This window comes from Hyphomonas oceanitis, assembly GCF_036964545.1.
GTDB lineage: Bacteria > Pseudomonadota > Alphaproteobacteria > Caulobacterales > Hyphomonadaceae > Hyphomonas > Hyphomonas oceanitis.
On the sequence record NZ_JBALTL010000005.1, the window covers coordinates 1 to 18,564 of the forward strand.

Here is an 18,564-nt window from a genome sequence, read left to right on the forward strand (position 1 = left end):
AGCACGGTTCTGAGGGGACGGGCCGGTGGCAACACCGGCCTGTTACCCGACATTATGAAGGGTTCGAAGGGGCGCGCCTCTCGGAATATGCCTCGTTCGAGACTGTGTGCGCTCTGGCGGCCTTCATCGCCGAGCATGGCGCGCTTGGCGCGAAACTCTACCGCAACTTCGGCGACGACATTACACAAGCCGAAGCCGCGTTCGAGGATTATGCGGGTTCATATCACAGCGCCGCAGACTTTGCCGAGGAACTGATCCGCGACAGCGGCACGGAGATTCCGGCTGCACTCGACTATTATATCGACTGGACCGCGCTCGCCCGCGACATGGCGCTGAATGGCGAGATCATGGTGTTCCAGACGGGCTTTGATGAAGTCCACATTTTCTGGAGCCGCTGACCATGGCCTTCCGGGAGAGATTTGACTGCTATGTCTGCGAAGGTGACAGCATTGCCTGCGAGATTGACGGCTTTCGCGTCACCGCGCGGATTGTCCGTGACGATTGCATGGACGCACCCGACCAGCGCCAGGACGGATTCTGGCCGTCGCTCTACATCAATGATCCCGGCTTCATCGGCCCGGGAAACAATTTCCGCGAGCGGCTGGCGAAGGCACAAGCCGAGGCCGAAGCTGTCATGGACGCGTGGCGCAGGGATGAGTGGTTCTATTGCGGGATCGTGCTCGCGATTGAATGCGAAGGCGTGGAACTGGACTCAACACAAGCCAGCCTCTGGGGTATCGAGGCTAATTATCCGGGGTCGGACAATGCCTATCTGAGTGAAGTCGCGGGCGAATTGCTCCCGGACGCCTTGGCGGCAGGCCGCACAGCCCTGACGCGGCTGATGGCGTCTGCACCTGCACAGGCGTCACGGGGATGAGCGCGCTGGAGCATATTCTCGGTCCACGTCCGCGCCTGACACTCGTCGTTGAGGCGTCCCGCGTCGTTGAAATCTGGGTCGATGGCCGCGCGCCGCTGATTGCCCTGCATGACTATGACTGGGGCGAAACCGACAGGCACGCGGTGCGCGACGCAGAAGGTTTCCCCTTCACCCCGATCAACTGGAAAGGCCCGGCATGGGCGCTTGGCCTTTCGCTTTACCCGCCAGAACAGGAGGACCATCCCATGGCACAGCCCGCACTGAAAACGATCCCCATCGAACAGCTCCATATCAGCAAGCTCAACATGCGGCATGGACGCAAGGCCCCGGATGTCTCCGATATCCTCCCCTCAATTCGCGAGAAAGGTATCCGTCAGACGCTGCTGGTGCGGCCCGAAGGCGATGGCTTTGGAGTAGTCGCGGGACGCCGACGCTTCCATGCCTTGCAGGTCATCGCGGCCGAGACCGGCAAGCCCGTGATGGTACCGTGCGCGATCATGGAAGCCGATGACGATGCAGCTGCCGTCGAGGCCTCACTCATCGAAAATGTCGCGCGGCTGCCTGCCACGGAAATGGAGCAGTACAACGCGTTCGGGAAACTGGCCCAGTCAGGCCGGACCGTGGACGAGATTGCCGGGCATTTCGGGGTCACGGAGCTGAAAGTCCGCCGCATCCTCGCGCTCGCCAATCTCTCCGGCCCGATCCGCGCCCTCTATGCCAAGGACGAGATCGACCCGGAGACGATCCGCGCGCTCACGCTCGCCACGAAGGACCAGCAGGCCGACTGGCTCGCCCTGTACCGGAGCGAAACCGAACGCGCGCCCATGGGCCGCGCCTGCAGGGCATGGATCACGGGCGGAACCACCATCACTACAGGCAAGGCGCTGTTTGACCTGTCGGCCTATGAGGGCAAAGTGGCGGCGGACCTCTTCGGTGAGACAGGTGTGTTCGCCGATGCCGACACGTTCTGGAAAGCCCAATCGGCAGCACTTGCGGCGAGATTCGAGACCTATATCGCCGCCGGATGGCCCGACGTGCAGGTTCTCGAACGCGGCAAGTATTTTGCCAGCTGGGAGCATGTGAAGCGCCCGCGCACCAAGGGCGGCAAGGTCATTGTCGAAGTCCGCCATGATGGCACGGTGACCTTCCATGAGGGCTACATCACGCAGGCCGAAGCCCGGAAGCAGGACAAGAGCGCAAGGCCGGGTGGCGATGCGGAAGCCGCCCACACCAAGCCTGAAATGTCAGGACCGCTCGCCCAATATATCGGCCTGCACCGCCATGGCGCAGCGCGCGCCACATTACTGGGTCACCCTGGAATCGCTCTCCGGCTGATGGTCGCTCACGCCATGGTCGGGTCCTCTCTGTGGACCGTCAGGCGGCACGACTTCCTCGCCAGAAAGGAAGACATTCAGGCGAGCGTGGATGGCTCCCGCGCCGCAGCTGAGATGAACGCGGCCGGAGATCATGTCCGCAGCCTGTTCGAAGCCCATGGGCTGGCATCCCTGCGCGCGAATGGCGATGACTATCACCTCAGCGAGGTCTTTACAGCGCTGCTCGGAATGGACGACACAGAGGCCCTGAGCGTCCTCGCCTTTGTGATGGCTGACACGCTGGAAGCGGGCGGTGCAATCGTTGAAGCCGTCGCTGTCGCGACCGAAACCGACATGGCTGCCTACTGGATGCCGGAACCTGTCTTCCTTGATCTCGTCCGCGACAAGCGCGCCATCAATGCCATGGTGGCAGACATCGCATCACCCTCCACGGCGAAAGCGGCGCTAACCGACACGGGCAAAGCCCAGAAGGACCTGATCTGGAACCGGATCGCAGGCGAAGGGTGTGAGGCCAATCCGGGCTGGCGTCCCGGTTGGATGCAGGTGCCGCCCACACGACTTGTCGAGGCTGCGGGGTCGGCGCCAGCAGATGCATGGGCCCGGATCGCCCGCCTGTTCACGTCAGATGAAGGCGACGTTACTCCCGAAGCCCAGCCTGCCGCAGCGCAGGACGCCGCCTGACGGATTGCGGTTCTCTTGTCGATAGAAGTGCAAGCCGTCCGGCAGTGTGCCGGGCGGCTTTTCCGCATGCTTTTACCAGATGGCCCGGCACGCGCGCGGTTCAGATCACGGCAGATGCGCCTCCGGAAAATCGTCCGTCTGTGAGTTTCGTATGGCCTCCGGGTGCGATTGTCAAAGCGGCCTGTTCCGCACTTCCGCTTACCTCCGAAAGACACCTTGTCCCCGTCTGCTGCCGTGTGACCTGGACGACGCGAAACGCTCCTGAAACCGGCCAGTCCCACGAATTTCCCCGCCGCTTTACGGCTCCTCGCGAGACAAATTCGCGTTCCTGTCCGGTGCTTCGCTTTGCTGCGCCCTTACAGGTTCAGGCCCGCTCCGCGCCGTCCGGGCGGTCCGGCGTCGACGGGGACAAGGTGTCCCTCGGAGACAGCCACGGAAACGAAAAGGAGACCCCCATGGCAAACGCACTCGGATATGTCAGCGAAACCAAGACCGGCTTCGAAGGCGCCCTCGCAATGATGAACCTCTCAGCCGCCATCCGTATCGAGAAGAATGCGGAAAAAGCCGAAGCGGCCCAGCCGGACTACCGCATCTTCGCCGGTGAGACCTCCACCGAAATCGGCGGCGGCTGGATGCGCAAGGCAAAGTCCTCGGGACGCGAATACGTCTCCCTGACCCTCGCAGATCCGCAGATCGGCCCACGCCGCATCTACGCGAACCTTGCACCGGTCAAGGGCAAGAAAGGCCGCCACGTGATCCTCTGGAACCCCAGGGACTAAGCCCCACACACATCGCCAAACTGGCCGCTCCGGAGATCATTCCGGGGCGGCTTTAGACGTGTTTACATCGCTCGATAGAAGGGTATCTATAACCACACGAAGCCATATGCGCTGCGCATGGTTAAGTGAGGTGTCGCCGCGACACCGTATATCTTCGTGACTTCCAATTAGAATTTTCTTTTGCTTTCTCAGAGGTGTTGAAGCCGCCACGTTGATCTGTGTCCGGCAAAACGGGGTACGGGGAATGAACGAGGTAAAAGGACGCCCAAGTCCTTTCCTGACGACAAAAGAAGCGGCTGCCTATCTGCGCATCACGGTCCGTACGATGGAAAACTGGCGCTGGTCGAACAATGGACCGCAATACCGGAAACATGGCGGCACCGTCGTCTATCACGTCGATGACCTGAATGACTATTCGACGGTCTGGAACCGCTCTCGGGGATCAGGAAATGGCTCGTGAAATTGCTACCGCAAAGGCGGATTTAGCGACACTTTCGATAAGACATCGAGCGCTGCATCCTGGCAAATGGAGGGGCAATTCATGAGCCTCCGTGCAGCATTCTGGAGCGGGATTTCTGTGATTGGAGTGGCATTGACAGGCCTTCCCGCGACCGGGATTTTGCTGCCGTTTCTACTCTACAATCCGAGCCAAAGCGCGCCGCTGGGTTGGTATCGCGTCAAGTCTTTGGAGGTGATTTCTAGGGGTGATCTAGTTGTTTCGCACCTTCCGGAAGCGGCTTCGAGGCTCGCTGCGGAGCGGGGTTATTTGCCGTCTGGTGTCCCCGTCATCAAGACCGTCCGGGCGCTCGAAGGGGATACGATTTGTGCGGTCAACGGGGTGTTGCTCATCAACGGAACGCCAGCCGTCCGCCTGCTATCGGACGATAGTATGGGACGCACTCTACCGTCTCCCTGGACGGCCTGTCGGAAGCTTCAAACGGATGAAGTCCTGCTCCTGTCCGACCGCACTCCGGACTCTTTTGATGGACGGTATTTCGGAACTGTTTTGAAGGCGGACATTCTGGGTAGGGCGATCCTCCTAAAGGACCTTGATTTGGCTGCGGAAATTGGTGACCGAGAGCAGTTTGATGGCGAATTTGACTGCAAGATAAAAGCTCATGGAGCCAAAGAGGGTCTAGTCCCTTGTCTGCACATCGATTTTTATGGTTCCACGCCTCAGGATGCAGCTCTGCGGTCAGATGCGATTCCCAATGGCGACAACAGATTGGCATGGTTCCATACCCATAATGAGGCCCGTTTTCCCCCGGATCGGCCCGAATGAGCACGCCGCCGGACAATCCTTTCACGCCCAGACCTGGCAGGATTCGTTCGGCCGGATCAGGGGGACGCGCGAAGACCTACCTCACGCGGATGACGAAGGCGCTGTCCTCCGCAGGCGGGGTCCGCAGGACTGCCCTGCCCGCCCGGCCACGAGCCGCGCTGCGCGGCGGACGGCGGCGCGTGATCGTCAAGGCACGTATCGTCCGGATGTCCGCGTCGAGTGTGACGGCTCTCGCTGCACATATCGGATATATCCGGCGGGACGCGGCCCTTGAGGAGAAGGATCGCGGGAAACTCTTCGATGCGATGAGTGAGGACGCGAATGCGTCCGATCTCGTCAAATCCATTACTGACGACCGGCACCATTTCCGGTTCATTGTTTCGCCCGAAGACGGCGCCGAAATGGCAGACCTCAAGCCCTTCGTTCGCGACCTGGTTTCTCAGATGGAAACTGATCTGGGGACGCGGCTCGAATGGGTGGGCGCGGTGCACCATGATACGGGCCGACCGCATGCGCATCTGGTCATCCGGGGACGGCGCGAAGATGGCTCTGATCTTGTTATGCCGCGGGCGTATATTTCGCATGGCATTCGGGAACGCGCCGAGGACCTGGTGATACTTGAACTCGGGCCTGAAACCCGGCTCGAGCAGGAGCGGAAACTTCAATCGGATATCGCTGCCGAGCGCGTGACGCGGATTGATCACTTCATCGCGCGGAAGGTCAGTCCTGAACATGAGTTCCGGTTGATGGATAGTCCCTCACAGTATCGCACTCTACATGCCGCGCGGCTTCGGACTCTGGAGCGGCTTGGACTCGCCCGGAAGCTCGGAGCTGGGCGCTGGCAGATGCGGGAGAATTTTCGCGACGTTTTGCGCGGGCTTTCCGAGCGGCACGACATCATCAAGACGATGAACCGCGCGCTCGTAGGACACGGTGGCCGGCGGTTGGACTCGGATGCGATCTTTGACAAGTCGGACCCGGACGGGCGAAGCGTGACGGGCGCGGTGCTGCAGACGGGGCTCACGGGGGAAGCGCATGATCGCGCCTACGCTATTATCGACGGGATGGATGGGCGTGCAGTGTTTGTGGAGTTGGGTGTCGCGGGAGACGTCGAGGAACAGAAGCTCGGAGCGATTGTAACGGTGTCTCAGCCGAACCTCGAACCGAAGCCGTCGGATATCACGATCAATCGTATCGCGCGGGCGAATGGAGGGGTGTACTCGGCGGGTCTGCACCAGGCGGACGATCCGCGATCAAGTCCGGAGTATGTCGCAGCGCATGTGCGGCGACTTGAGGCCCTTCGGCGCGCTGGGCATGTTGAGCGGTCGGCCGATACGGACTGGAAGATTCCACGGGACTTTCTGGACCGCACGAAAGTATACGAGCGGACCCAGGCCCGGTACCGCGCGGCGCAGGTTCTTGTTCGATCCGAACTGGGTCTGAAAGAGCAGGAAACGGCGCTCGGAATGACCTGGCTAGACGACGCGCCTCCATCTTCCGGAGTGCCGATGGGATTTGGGCAGGAGGTGGCTGAGGCGCAGGCAAACCGGCGCGCATTTCTGGCTGGCATTGGAATGAAGGTGGAGGCCGGTATCGGACTTACCGCGGCGCAGAAGACGGACCTGCTGAAGCGTGACTTGGCGCAAGCCGGACGGACGCTGGCTGAGGAGATCAGGAAGCCTTATTCGCCAGCCCCGGAGCGGGGACATGTTGAGGGCATTTACCGCGAGCCGGTGAGCCGAGTCAGTGGGAAGTTTGCGCTCATTGAGCGGCAGCGGGATTTTACGATTGTGCCCTGGCGACAGGTGCTGGAACAGCGGCGCGGGATGGCGGTGTCTGGAGTTGTGCGTGGGGGAAAAATTTCGTGGACGTTAGGGCGCGGAATCGGGATGGTGGATTAATGCCAATACCAAATCTTGCCGTTTAACTCGTTCTTACCCGAAAAGCGGAAATTGGTCTGACGACAATGCAGACTTAACCCCAAAGCGCGATTAACAACTTAACACAGTATTATCAGTGGTCGGGCCTAACCGATCAATTCTCTCCTTGGGCACCCGGCTCATCGACATGCTGAGCCGATACATCCAAGCAAATTCCAACATTGCTTTTCCACCTAGTATTTTCCCGTGACACATGGAACGAAACAGGTACACTACGGAATCGTAGATGCGGGGGAAAAATGCGTTTTTTGGCAGATGGTATCGATTTTCCCGATGAATTATTGCGGGCGCATGACGAAGGCAGGACCGTGTTTTTTTGCGGGGCCGGTGTTTCACGAGCCAAGGCGGGCTTGCCCGATTTCGCACAATTGACTGAGGAGGTCCTGGATCACCTCGGTGCACCACCTGACAATAAAGCGCGCCTATTTCATACAGCCTCCGGGAAAATCGAGACCGACTATGGTATCAAGGGTCTGACTACATCAGACCGCGTCTTCGGCCAGCTGAGGCGAGATTTTACAGATGACCTGATCGGAGAGGCCGTAGCGAATTCGTTAAGGCCTATAGAACCGGTTGATTTCTCCGCTCACAGAACAGTGCTTAAGTTAGCTACGCTGCAAACAGGCGAACTCAGGCTAATTACCACAAACTTTGACTTTTTGTTTGAACAGGCTGGTGGTCGCCGCCTGAAATACGCCACACGCTCGAATCTCCCACATGTCGAGTTTAACGAAGCCGATTGGGGGGTTGTGCACCTTCATGGGATGGTCAATTCTGATTATTCGGGGCCAGAAAATGATGGCTTTGTTCTATCAAGCGCGGAGCTTGGAGATGCATATCTAGCGCTCGGCTGGGCGCGCGATTTTGTACGGAAAATTCTAGATCGATACGTTGCCGTATTTCTCGGCTATTCAGCCGATGACCCGCCAATCAGATATTTGCTTGAAGGTCTCCAACAATCTAAAGGCCTGAAGAACAAGGCATATGCGTTTCAATCAATTCCGGACGATGAAGCCGTTGCTGCGTGGGATGAGAAAGGTGTTACGGCGATCACATTCAGGACTGATGATGACGTCGGATATGATCGACTTTGGTTAAGTTTGGATGCCTGGACCCAACGCTCAAAAGACCCACAAAAGTGGCGACAGTCCATTCTTCAAAAAGCAAAGAAAGGGCCCCGCTCACTCGAAGCGCACGAACGCGGAATGGTGGCGCACATTGTCAGCTATGAGGATGGTGCAAAAGCATTTTCTTCGTTTCGTCCATCATTGCCGTCTGAATGGCTCTGCGTGTTTGACCCGTATGTGCGCTTCGGTGAGCCCCGTTCCATTGCGGGCCGCTTTAGCGGCGGCCCCATTGTCGATCCCCATCCACGTTATCGTCTAGATTGTGATGCATCGCCTCGCGCGCCCGACGATCATTCACCTCGACGCGGTCGTATGCCTGAAGAAGCCTGGAACGGGTTGGAACCTTCTCCGAACGATCTGAAGTCCATCCAACTCAACCAGGTCTCTTTTTTGCGTGGTTACTACGCAGAGCATCTTCCTGTTTTGCCTATCAGAATTTCTCATCTGGCAAGTTGGATTGCTATGGTGGCACATGAGCCTGCATGCACTTGGTGGGCAGGCCAACAGAATGCCCTGCACCCTGATATCTTGTCGCGGCTGAGAATAGATTTCGACACCCAAACCTCTGCAAACACGACACAGCCTGTCGCTGATAGTTGGCGAACAATTCGTGAGTATCACGCCCTCAAAGGCGAAGACCGCGACCTGAGCTATGAACTAAAGTTGCGCGCAAAAGCAACAGGGTGGCACGAGCCCTTGGCGCGCGAGTACGCAAGCTATTTTGCTCCTTATCTTCAGCTCCAGAGTGTTTGGAGAAGCCCTATTCCTCCTGATGGTCGCCGAAAGCTAAGAGAGCGCGATTTGGTACAGGTTGCGGTAGAGTATTTTGAGGGCATTCGTTCGGTCGAGGTTCCGGATGATTATTTAGCTCCCCTGATTGGCAAGCTGCGTGATGCGCTACATCTCGCGTCCGACCTGGAGACCCGCTACTCCTACGATATCGATATTTGTTCGATTGAGCCCGATGAACGTGGTGAAGATGAGGGTGATGATGACTTTCATCGCCAATACAAGCTATCCGGACATGTTCTGCATTTCGTCGGCCTTTTTCGGCGATATGCCGTTCTGCATCCTATCGAGGCGTCAGGTGAACTGCGATCATGGACGACCTCAGAGACCATTTTTGGGCGTCTGAAAGTCTGGGGAATGGGCCTGCTCGACTTGGTGCCCGCTAATGAATTCGCACTTCTGGTCTGCTCGCTCGATGACGAGAGTTTCTGGCCATTCAAAGGTAACAGGGACCTGCTGTTAGGCTTGGCCAGAAGATGGGTCGAGTTTTCTGATGCGGATCGCAGCGAAATTGGACGCCGCATCTTAAAAGGGCCGACAAAAAGGAAGAAAGAAACTCGCACTGCCTACAAGGAACGCATGGCCTATATCGTGCTGAACAGGCTGCACTGGCTAGCAAGCCAAGGCTGTGCGTTCGATTTCGACCTGACTGCAAAGACAGAGCGTCTCCAGCAGTCCGCACCGGAATGGAAACCTGAATATGCGCTGAAAGCAGCCCGATCTTTAGATGGTGGCGGCGGTTGGGTCCGCACGGAAACCTCCTTTGATGAGATCAAGTCTCTGTCCGCCGAGGACATTATTCCGCATATTCTTTCCATGGACCGACGCCCGGTCGGCCGCTTGGTGGAATACAACCCGTTCCTCGGACTGAGCACCGATCAACCTGAATGCGCGCTTGAAGCACTTGATGCCCATGCTGCGTCGGAGGACGAGTTCCAGCCCAGCTTCTGGAACACATTCCTTCGTACTGATATTCGAAAAGACGATGATTCATCGCTGCTTGCGCAAATAGCTCAGTCGCTTTTAAAACTTCCAAACCAACGTCTTGCGCAAATCGCATTGAGTGCATCTGACTGGTTTGAAAAGCATGGGGAAGCCTTGAAGGATCAAGACTTCTCTTTGTTTGATGAACTTTGGAACAGACTAACCCTCGCTCTCGTGGAAGAAGAATCTACTCAGCGCTCGACGTTGGTCCGTGAGGAAGAAGAACCCGACTGGTCAACTGAAGCCATAAATTCTCCTGCAGGAAACCTCGCAGAATTCCTGTTGTCTCACACTTTGAAGAAGACATTCGAGAAAGGAGAAGGATTGCCGGATCAATGGCGTTTGAAAGCAGAGCAACTTCTTTCCCTTCCTGGGGATTCCAGGCGGTTTGCCCTGGTATTATTTGGTTATGGTCTTCGATTTTTCTACTACGTTGATCCAGAATGGACGGAAGAAAAACTGCTCGCCGTTCTAGACACAAACTATGAGCCAGAGATCGATGGTGATGCATTATGGGCTGGTTTCTTCTGGCGGGCACAGACCCCAAGCGCAGAACTTTTTGCTCGCCTAAAGCCCAAGCTTGTCGAACGCCTGCAAGGAAGGCCCACCCAAAAGAGACAGCACATGGAAGTGTTGTCCGGCATCCTGCTAGCCGGCTGGCACTCGAAAGATGAAAGTTCTGGCGAGCGGCTGGTTTCAAGCTCAGAACTGCGAACCTTCTTGTTGCAGGGGAGTGCAGAGTATCGCCGACACACGCTCTGGACGCTGGATAGGTGGGCTGAGGACGGAAATGAATGGTCCGCCAGCGTTCCGGAGTTTTTACGCGATGTTTGGCCAAAGCAAAAATCCATCCGCACGAAGGACATTTCTGCAAGACTGGTTGAACTCGCGCTTTCTCAAAAGGCAAATTTTCCAGAGGTGGCAAAACTTGTAACAGGATTGGTCTCGCGCGTAGATGATGATCGCATTTTCATCCCGGAGCTTAGAAAATCGGAAGATTCTATCGCCCTACAGCATCCAGATGAACTCTTGGATTTGCTATATGCCGTCTTGCCGGAAAGCGTGTCTTTATGGCCCTATGGCACCCAGGCCGCCTTAGAGCGGATTGGAGAGGCGAAGCCATCATTGCGTTCGAGCGCGAAATTCATTGAGTTAAGTGCGCGAATGGGATGATATCCTTGGTTGTATAAAACAAATGACTGTGAACTGTACTGGGCGCGACCTTCGGGCCGGGCTCTAGTAAACAGGGTCCGTCAGGGGCGGTCCCGACCAGTCGGCTTCGATCCCTCGCGCAAGACTTAAGGCTTCGCCCTTAGCGCACATAAAGAAGAATAGTCGCTCTCCCAAGGTTCGGCTGCGCCTACTCCCGCCATCTATTATCACCCCCTACGAATTTTTCCCAGAACTTCACACTTACCACTCGGCTATTCCCAAACCTTCAGAATACCCCACAGATTTTCCCCAATTCCCTCTCTGGAGACTGAGAGGCTGATTGGTCAGGTTCGGTGTCATGAAACATGGCACGCACCTCTTCTGGCAGATCCTTCTCGTCTTGTTCGTCGTTCTCCTGGCGCTCTTGTGCGCGACCGAGTGGACGGCCTGGTCGCTTGGCTGGTCGCCTCGGTTCGGTGAGCCGCTCTTCGTCATTCTGGACATGCCGGTCTATGTGCCCTGGGCCTTTTTCGGCTGGTGGTATTCCTTTGATGCCTATGCGCCGGATGTGTTTGAACGCGGCGGTATGATCGCAGGGTCTGGCGGCATTGCTGCTATCGTGATCGCGGTGACGGGATCGATCCTGCGGGCCCGGGGGGACAAGCGGGTCTCGACCTTCGGCTCGGCGCGCTGGGCGGAAAGCAAGGATTTGCGCAAGTCCGGACTGCTGAAGCCGGCCGGCGTGTTCCTCGGCCAAACGGAAGGCGCGTACCTGCGCCATGACGGGCCAGATCATGTCATGGCCTTTGCGCCGACACGTTCCGGCAAGGGCGTCGGGCTTGTCGTGCCCACCCTGCTCTCCTGGCCGCATTCGGTGCTGGTGCACGATATCAAGGGGGAGAACTGGCAGCTGACCTCCGGCTGGCGCTCGGAGTTTTCGCATTGTGTACGGTTCGATCCGACCGATATTGTCTCGGCTCATTTCAATCCGCTGATGGAAGTGCGCCGAGGGCTTAATGAAGCCCGCGATGTCCAGAACATTGTTGATATCCTCGTCGATCCGCGCGGTGTCGTCGAAGAACCAGGGCATTGGGTGGACAAGGCAAAGTCCCTCCTGACCGGCGCCATCCTGCACGTCCTTTACGCCGAGCCTGAGAAGACGCTCGCTCGGGTCGGCACATTCCTCGCCGACCCCGACCGGACATTCCGGACGACAATCGAGATCATGAAGCGGACCAATCACCTCGGCACGAATGAAGCGCCACGCGTTCACCCGATTGTCGCGACCAAGGCGAGAGAAATGTCTAACCAGACCGAAAACGAGCTCTCGGGCGTGCTCTCCACGGCCTTGCGCTTTCTCGCCCTTTACGCCGATCCGGTCATTGCCGAAGTAACGTCGCGGAGTGATTTCCGGATTGATGACCTGGTGTCGGGTGATCGGCCCCTGTCGCTCTATCTCGTTGTACCGCCATCGGATCTTTCACGCACGAAACCCCTCATGCGCCTCATCCTGAACCAGGTGGGCCGGCGCCTGACCGAGCATCTCGATGTCAGTCCATTCAAGGTCTCGCGCAGCATATCTATTGTGGCGAATACTCTGAGAGCCTGCGGGCTGCTCGCGCCTCAAGTGTCGGTGGCCGCGCCGAAGACCCGGCGGCGGGTCCTGTTCATGCTGGATGAGTTCCCGGCCCTCGGAAAGCTCGACTTTTTCGAAAGCGCGCTGGCTTACATGGCTGGCTATGGGCTCAAGGCCTTCCTGATCGCGCAGTCGCTGAACCAGATCGAGAAGGCCTATGGCCCTTCGAACGCCATTCTCGACAATTGCCATGTCAGGGTCGCCTTCGCGACAAATGACGAGCGCACGGCGAAACGGATATCCGATGCGCTCGGCACCAAGACCGAACAGCGCGCCATGAAGAATTATGCAGGCCACCGGCTCGCCCCCTGGCTGTCGCACAAGATGGTGTCGCGCCAGGAGACTGCCCGCCAGCTGCTGACGCCAGGCGAAGTGATGCAGCTGCCGTCCGATCAGGAGCTCGTCCTTGTCGCGGGCTCCCCGCCCGTGCGGGCGCTGAAGCTGCGCTACTATGAAGACCGGAACTTTACAGAACGCCTTAAAGAAGCACCGGGTGCAGCGGCCTGTATTCCGGAGGCGCGGGAGAATGATTGGGGCAGCGACGTTCGTACCATCCATGAAGGCCTGATGCAGGCTGACGATCTGGAACCGGACGCCGATGGCCTGGGCCGGCGACAAGAGCGCAGTGTGGCTGAAGACCGGGCCCGGTCTGCCCGCCCTGTAAAGTCCGGTGGTTTTCAAGGCAGGGCACGCGCTCCCCTGCAGGCCAGCCTCTTCGATGCGCTCGTACAGGCCGACAGTCTCGAACAGGCGACCGGCATTGACCTGACGGGGAATGGCGAATGAAGCCCCGCATCCAGCCTTATATTTCACCAGAGAATTATCACTCGCTCAAGGCCATGGCCAAACGCCCAGGTCTTTCTGAAAGCGTCATCGTTGACCGGGCGCTGACGGCCTACAGGGCGGGCGAAGCGGATAACAAGCGTGAAGCCGCCATCAATCGCCGGCTCGACCGGCTGACGCGCCAGTTCGGTCGGATCGAACGGGATAATTTGGTCATTGCCGAAACGCTCGCGACATTCGTCCACTATTTCCTGACGGTGACGCCGCCTGTGCCAGCCAACCAGGTCGAGGCCGCACGCGCCAAGGGCGACATGCGGTTCGATCTCTTCGTGCGGCAGGTCGCTGAAGCCCTCCGGTCGGGCCAGCGCATTCTCCAGAACGCCGTTGAAGACGTGACGGAAGAGGCTTCCGGGTTTGATGGCGAGTCCGCCTCTGAACTCCTGGGCGAGGTGCGAGCCGATGCGTGACGCGACAAGCCAGACACGGACACGCGCCATGCTGGTCACGGCACTGGGCAGCGAGATCGTCGCGGCGCTGGATGATCCTGCCGTTGTCGAAATCATGATCAATCCCGATGGGCGGCTCTGGATCGAAAGGCATGGATCTGGCCGAAAGGAGTCCGGCCTGATCGTCACGGCGGGCGATGTCGAACGTGTCATTCGGCTCGTCGCAAGCCATATGGGGCGCCGCGTCGATGCTGCCTCCCCCATCGTGTCCGCCGAACTGCCTATGGGCGGAGAGCGGTTTGAAGGTGTGATGCCGCCCGTCGCGCCGGGGCCTTGCTTCTCGATCCGCAAGCCTGCCGGCCGGGTGATCGCATTGGATGAGTATGTCTCGTCCGGCGTGATGGCTGCCCATCATGCCGAGGCCCTCCGGCAAGCCGTGCTGGACCGCGAGAACATTCTCGTTGTCGGCGGCACGGGCTCTGGCAAGACAACGCTCGCCAATGCGCTACTGGCCGAGATTGCCCGTACGGGCGACAGACTGGTCATCCTTGAAGACACACGCGAACTTGTCTCGACGTCGCGCGATGCCGTGCACCTTCGCACACAGCCGGGATCGGTCACGCTGGCAGACCTTGTCCGCTCGACCCTGCGGCTCCGCCCCGACCGGATCATTGTTGGCGAAGTCCGGGGCGCTGAAGCCCTCGACATGCTGAAGGCCTGGAATACCGGCCATCCGGGCGGCATCGCCACCCTGCATGCCAACTCGGCCCTGGGCGGCCTCTCCCGGCTCGAACAGCTGATCGGCGAGACCTCGGCGCAGGTGCCGCACGATCTCATCGCGGAAACAATCGACTGCGTCGTTTACATCTCCCGGCGCGCCGGAGTTCACCGCGTCGAGACAGTCGCGCGAATGAACGGGATTGGACGCGGCGGCTATGACCTGATGCCCGTCCAGCCCGACCTGCAGCTCGTCCTGCCGAGCCTGCCCTTCTCCGAACCGCTTCTCTCCACCGCTCCAGAAAGGACGTAATCTCAATGAACGACAGAGTTATCAAAGCCCTGAGCCTGACGGCTTTTGCCGTTGTGCTCACCTTCCCGGCTCATGCGGCTGGCTCTGGCATGCCCTGGGAAGCCCCGCTGCAATCGATCCTCGACTCCATCGAAGGTCCGGTCGCGAAAATCCTCGCCACGATCGTCATCATCCTGACCGGCCTTGGCCTAGCCTTCGGCGAGAGCGGCGGCGGCATGCGGAAATTGTTGCAGATCGTGTTCGGTCTCTCGATCGCCTTTGCCGCGACCTCGTTCTTCCTCTCCTTCTTCTCCTTCGGCGGTGGGGCGACGCTCTGATGGCTGACAACCGCCCCCTGCCCCCGGGCTATAGCGTGCCGGTCCATCGCTCGCTCACAGTGCCTATCCTGCTCGCAGGTGCGCCAAGGCTTGCGACGATCGTCAATGGCACGCTGGCCGCCGCACTCGGCATCGGCCTCCAGCTTTGGGGTGTGGGGCTCGTCTTCTGGATCGTGGCCCAAGGTATCTGCGTGTTCGCCGCGCGGCGCGATCCGCAATTTGCCGACGTGCTGATCCGGCACATAAGGACAAGGGGCTATTACGCATGCTGAATTTGTCCGAATACCGCGCCCGACCCGCTACGCTTGCCGATCATCTAAAATGGGCCTGCCTGATCGCTCCGGGCATCATCCTCAACAAGGATGGCAGCCTGCAACGGACCTGTTTCTATCGCGGACCCGATCTTGAAAGCTCGACGCCGGAAGAACGCGTAGCCGTCACAGCCCGCATGAACAATCTCCTCCGCCGGTTCGGCTCCGGCTGGGCGCTGCATATCGAGGCCGACCGCAGGCCGTCCGTCACCTATCCTGAAAGCATCTGGCGCGAACCGGCCGCCTGGCTCGTGGATGAAGAACGCCGCGCGGCCTTCGAGGAAGCGGGCCGGCATTTCGAGACGGACTGCTACCTCACTCTCACCTGGATGCCGCCAGCCGACCGGACGGCAAGGATCGAACAGCTCTTCATCGAGGATCCGGCGGACGCCCCGGCGGCGTTCTGGAGCGAGCATCTTGTTCATTTTGAAACCGAAACATCCCGGGCGCGGGACATGATGGCGGACCTCATGCCGGAGGCACGGTTTCTGGATGATGACGAGACACTGACATACCTTCATGCCTGCATCTCCACGGTGCGGCAGGCCGTGCGGGCGCCGTCCGTACCGATGTGCCTCGATGCGCTCCTGGTCGATACGCCGCTCATCGGTGGATTGTCGCCCCGTCTTGGCGATGAGACGCTGAAGGTCCTGACCATCAACGGGTTCCCGGCGACGGGCGAGCCGGGGCTCCTCTCGGACCTCGACCAGCTCGGCTTTGCCTATCGCTGGTTGACCCGGTTCCTGCCCCTCGACAAGCCGGAGGCGGAGAAGACGCTCAATTCTTACGTCCGCAACTGGTTTGCCAAACGCCGCTCGCTCACCTCCTACTTGCGGGAAATACTCACAAACGAGCCGGCATCGCTGCTCAACACAGACGCCGACAACCAAGCGGCCGATGCGGACGAAGCCCTACAGGCGCTTGGGGCCGGTCATGTCGCGTTCGGTTACTGCACGACGGCGATTGTGGTCCGGCATGAAGACGCATCGATAGCCGAGGACCAGATCCGCGCCGTCGAGCGCGTGATCCGGGGGCGCGGGTTTACCTGCGTGACGGAGAGCGTCAACGCGGTGGAGGCCTGGCTCGGGACGCTGCCGGGCGAGGCCTATGCCAATGTCCGCCAGCCGCTGCTGAACACGATCAATCTCGCCCATATGGCGCCGCTGGCATCGCTCTGGGCCGGGCCTGAACGGAATTCCCATCTGGACGGCCCGCCGCTCCTGATGGCGCGCTCGGCAAGCTCGACGCCGTTCCGGCTGGTGACCCATCAGGGTGATGTCGGCCACATGATGGTGGTCGGACCGACCGGCGCCGGCAAGTCGGTGCTGCTGTCGCTGCTGGCCCTGCAGTTCCGCCGCTATGAACAGGCTCAGGTCTTTGTCTTCGACAAGGGGGCGTCGGCGCGCTGCGCGACGCTCGCCTTGGGAGGCACCTGGTACGAACTCGGTCTTGATGGCGACCTTGCCTTCCAGCCGCTGCGGGATGTCGACAGTGAAGCGGGCCTCGCTGCGGCGCAGGCTTGGGTGCTCGGACTGTTAGCGCAGGAAAGCGTCGCGATGACGCCGGAGGTCAAACAGGCCGTCTGGACGGCGCTGCAGAGCCTTTGCGCAGCCCCCGTCTCCCAGCGTACGCTGACTGGGCTGGTGGCCCTCATCCAGGTGCCGGAGCTCCGTCAGGCACTGGAGCCCTATACGCTGGCCGGGCCCTATGGCGCCCTGCTCGATGCCGATGAGGATCATCTCGAAACCGGCGACATGCTCTGCTTCGAAATGGATGCACTGATGCAGGACAAGCGGCTCGCCGCGCCCGTGCTGGCGCACCTGTTCTCGAAACTGGAAGCCCGGTTCGACGGGAAGCCAACCCTGCTCATTCTCGACGAGGCCTGGCTGTTCCTCGATCACCCGATGTTTGCGGGGCGTCTCCGCGACTGGCTGAAGACGCTTCGCAAGAAGAATGTCTCCGTCGTGTTCGCGACGCAGAGCCTGTCGGACATCTCATCAAGTTCAATTGCCCCGAGCCTGATCGAAAGCGCCCCGACCCGCATTTTCCTGGCCAATGCACGCGCGGAAGAGCCGTCGCAACAAGCAACCTATGAAGCTTTCGGACTCAATGCCCGACAGGTCGAACTGATCGCAAGGGCCACGCCGAAGCGGGACTATTATGTTCAAACCCCGGAGGGCAACCGCCTGTTCGACCTCGACCTTGGTCCAGTTGCCCTCGCCTTCTGCGCTGCCGGGTCGAAATCCGACCAGAAAATGATCTCCGAAATTCTCGCTTCAGTTGGTCCGGAGGGCTTTGCACCGGCCTGGCTGGAAGCGCGCGGACTTCACTGGGCCGCTGACCTGATCGGGACAGAAGGAGATGTGCCATGCGCCGCCGAATGATCGCCATTCTCCTTGGGACCGTGTCGTCGCTTGTCGTTATTGCGCCTCCTGCAGACGCCTTGTTGGGCGTGGGAGATGTCGTGATCGACCCCACAAACCTCGTCCAGAACATCCTGACCGCCACCAACACGCTCGAACAGATCAACAATCAGGTCCAGCAACTCCAGCATGAGGCGCAGATGCTGGTGAATCAGGCCGAAGACCTGAAACGGCTCGACTATGCCTCATTCGAACACCTGAAACGCCTGCTCGAACGGATCGACACGCTTATGCGCGAAGCGAGCGAGGTGACCTATGAGGTCGAAGAGAGCGAGCGCCAGTACCGCGAGGCCTTCCCGGATACGTATGAAGACCTCACCAATGAGGAAATCGTCGCTGAAGCCGCCGACCAGTGGCGGATCAGCCGCGAGGCGTTCCGGGCCTCGATCCAGGTCCAGTCGGGGATCGTGACCTCGATTGCGGAGGCGCGCGAGACGCTGACCGACCTTGTCGGCGAGAGCCAGGCCGCGACGGGGAACCTGTCCGTCGCCCAGGCCGGCAACCAGCTTGTCGCCCTCTCGGTCGAGCAACAGATGCAGATGCAGCAATTGATGGCGGCGCAATACCGGATGGTGGCGCTCGAAGAGTCCCGGCGCGCCGCGATCGAGGAACAGGCCCGCATCCGCCACAAGCGCTTCGTCGGCGACGGCGTCGCCTATTCGAGGGATTAGTG

At 59.5% G+C, this 18,564-nt stretch carries 15 protein-coding genes; all 15 read left to right on the forward strand.

Going from position 1 to position 18,564, the window contains the following annotated elements:
* A partial coding sequence (locus V7651_RS13705; RefSeq protein ID WP_335613477.1) for an antirestriction protein ArdA occupies positions 1–398 on the forward strand: 398 nt, incomplete at its 5' end.
* Between the two features lie 2 nt (positions 399–400).
* A complete protein-coding gene (locus V7651_RS13710; protein ID WP_335613478.1) occupies positions 401–877 on the forward strand; it encodes a hypothetical protein in 477 nt (158 codons plus the stop codon).
* Positions 874–2,892, forward strand: a complete 2,019-nt coding sequence (locus tag V7651_RS13715) for a ParB/RepB/Spo0J family partition protein (protein ID WP_335613479.1) — start codon at positions 874–876, stop codon at positions 2,890–2,892. The genes V7651_RS13710 and V7651_RS13715 overlap by 4 nt, the downstream gene beginning before the upstream one ends.
* 455 nt (positions 2,893–3,347) lie before the next feature.
* Entirely contained in the window at positions 3,348–3,671 is a 324-nt protein-coding gene (locus V7651_RS13720) for a DUF736 domain-containing protein (protein WP_034744419.1), read from the forward strand.
* Positions 3,672–3,915: 244 nt separating this feature from the next.
* Positions 3,916–4,131, forward strand: coding sequence for a helix-turn-helix domain-containing protein (locus V7651_RS13725; RefSeq protein ID WP_335612983.1), 216 nt, complete (start codon positions 3,916–3,918; stop codon positions 4,129–4,131).
* A gap of 81 nt (positions 4,132–4,212) precedes the next feature.
* On the forward strand, positions 4,213–4,953 hold the full coding sequence (locus V7651_RS13730; RefSeq protein WP_335613480.1) for a S26 family signal peptidase: 741 nt from the start codon (positions 4,213–4,215) through the stop codon (positions 4,951–4,953).
* Positions 4,950–6,854, forward strand: a complete 1,905-nt coding sequence (locus V7651_RS13735) for a DUF3363 domain-containing protein (protein ID WP_034741854.1) — start codon at positions 4,950–4,952, stop codon at positions 6,852–6,854. The genes V7651_RS13730 and V7651_RS13735 overlap by 4 nt, the downstream gene beginning before the upstream one ends.
* Positions 6,855–7,141: 287 nt before the next feature.
* Positions 7,142–10,966: an SIR2 family protein gene (locus V7651_RS13740; protein ID WP_335613481.1), complete on the forward strand. Its 3,825-nt coding sequence runs from the start codon at positions 7,142–7,144 to the stop codon at positions 10,964–10,966.
* Positions 10,967–11,303: 337 nt separating this feature from the next.
* Positions 11,304–13,367, forward strand: coding sequence for an IncP-type conjugal transfer protein TraG (traG, locus tag V7651_RS13745; RefSeq protein WP_051615504.1), 2,064 nt, complete (start codon positions 11,304–11,306; stop codon positions 13,365–13,367).
* The gene (locus tag V7651_RS13750) at positions 13,364–13,831 is read left to right on the forward strand and encodes a hypothetical protein (RefSeq protein WP_034741860.1); all 468 of its coding nucleotides are present in this window, start codon (positions 13,364–13,366) and stop codon (positions 13,829–13,831) included. The genes traG and V7651_RS13750 overlap by 4 nt, the downstream gene beginning before the upstream one ends.
* Positions 13,824–14,840: a P-type conjugative transfer ATPase TrbB gene (gene trbB, locus V7651_RS13755; protein ID WP_045698063.1), complete on the forward strand. Its 1,017-nt coding sequence runs from the start codon at positions 13,824–13,826 to the stop codon at positions 14,838–14,840. Before V7651_RS13750 ends, trbB begins: the two co-directional genes overlap by 8 nt.
* A 5-nt stretch (positions 14,841–14,845) precedes the next feature.
* On the forward strand, positions 14,846–15,157 hold the full coding sequence (locus tag V7651_RS13760) for a TrbC/VirB2 family type IV secretion system protein (protein WP_045698064.1): 312 nt from the start codon (positions 14,846–14,848) through the stop codon (positions 15,155–15,157).
* On the forward strand, positions 15,157–15,429 hold the full coding sequence (locus V7651_RS13765) for a VirB3 family type IV secretion system protein (RefSeq protein WP_034741914.1): 273 nt from the start codon (positions 15,157–15,159) through the stop codon (positions 15,427–15,429). Before V7651_RS13760 ends, V7651_RS13765 begins: the two co-directional genes overlap by 1 nt.
* On the forward strand, positions 15,423–17,852 hold the full coding sequence (gene trbE / locus V7651_RS13770) for a conjugal transfer protein TrbE (protein WP_034741917.1): 2,430 nt from the start codon (positions 15,423–15,425) through the stop codon (positions 17,850–17,852). The genes V7651_RS13765 and trbE overlap by 7 nt, the downstream gene beginning before the upstream one ends.
* Complete coding sequence (gene trbJ / locus V7651_RS13775) at positions 17,837–18,562, forward strand: P-type conjugative transfer protein TrbJ (protein ID WP_034741919.1); 726 nt, start codon at positions 17,837–17,839, stop codon at positions 18,560–18,562. The genes trbE and trbJ overlap by 16 nt, the downstream gene beginning before the upstream one ends.
* Positions 18,563–18,564: the final 2 nt, after the last annotated feature.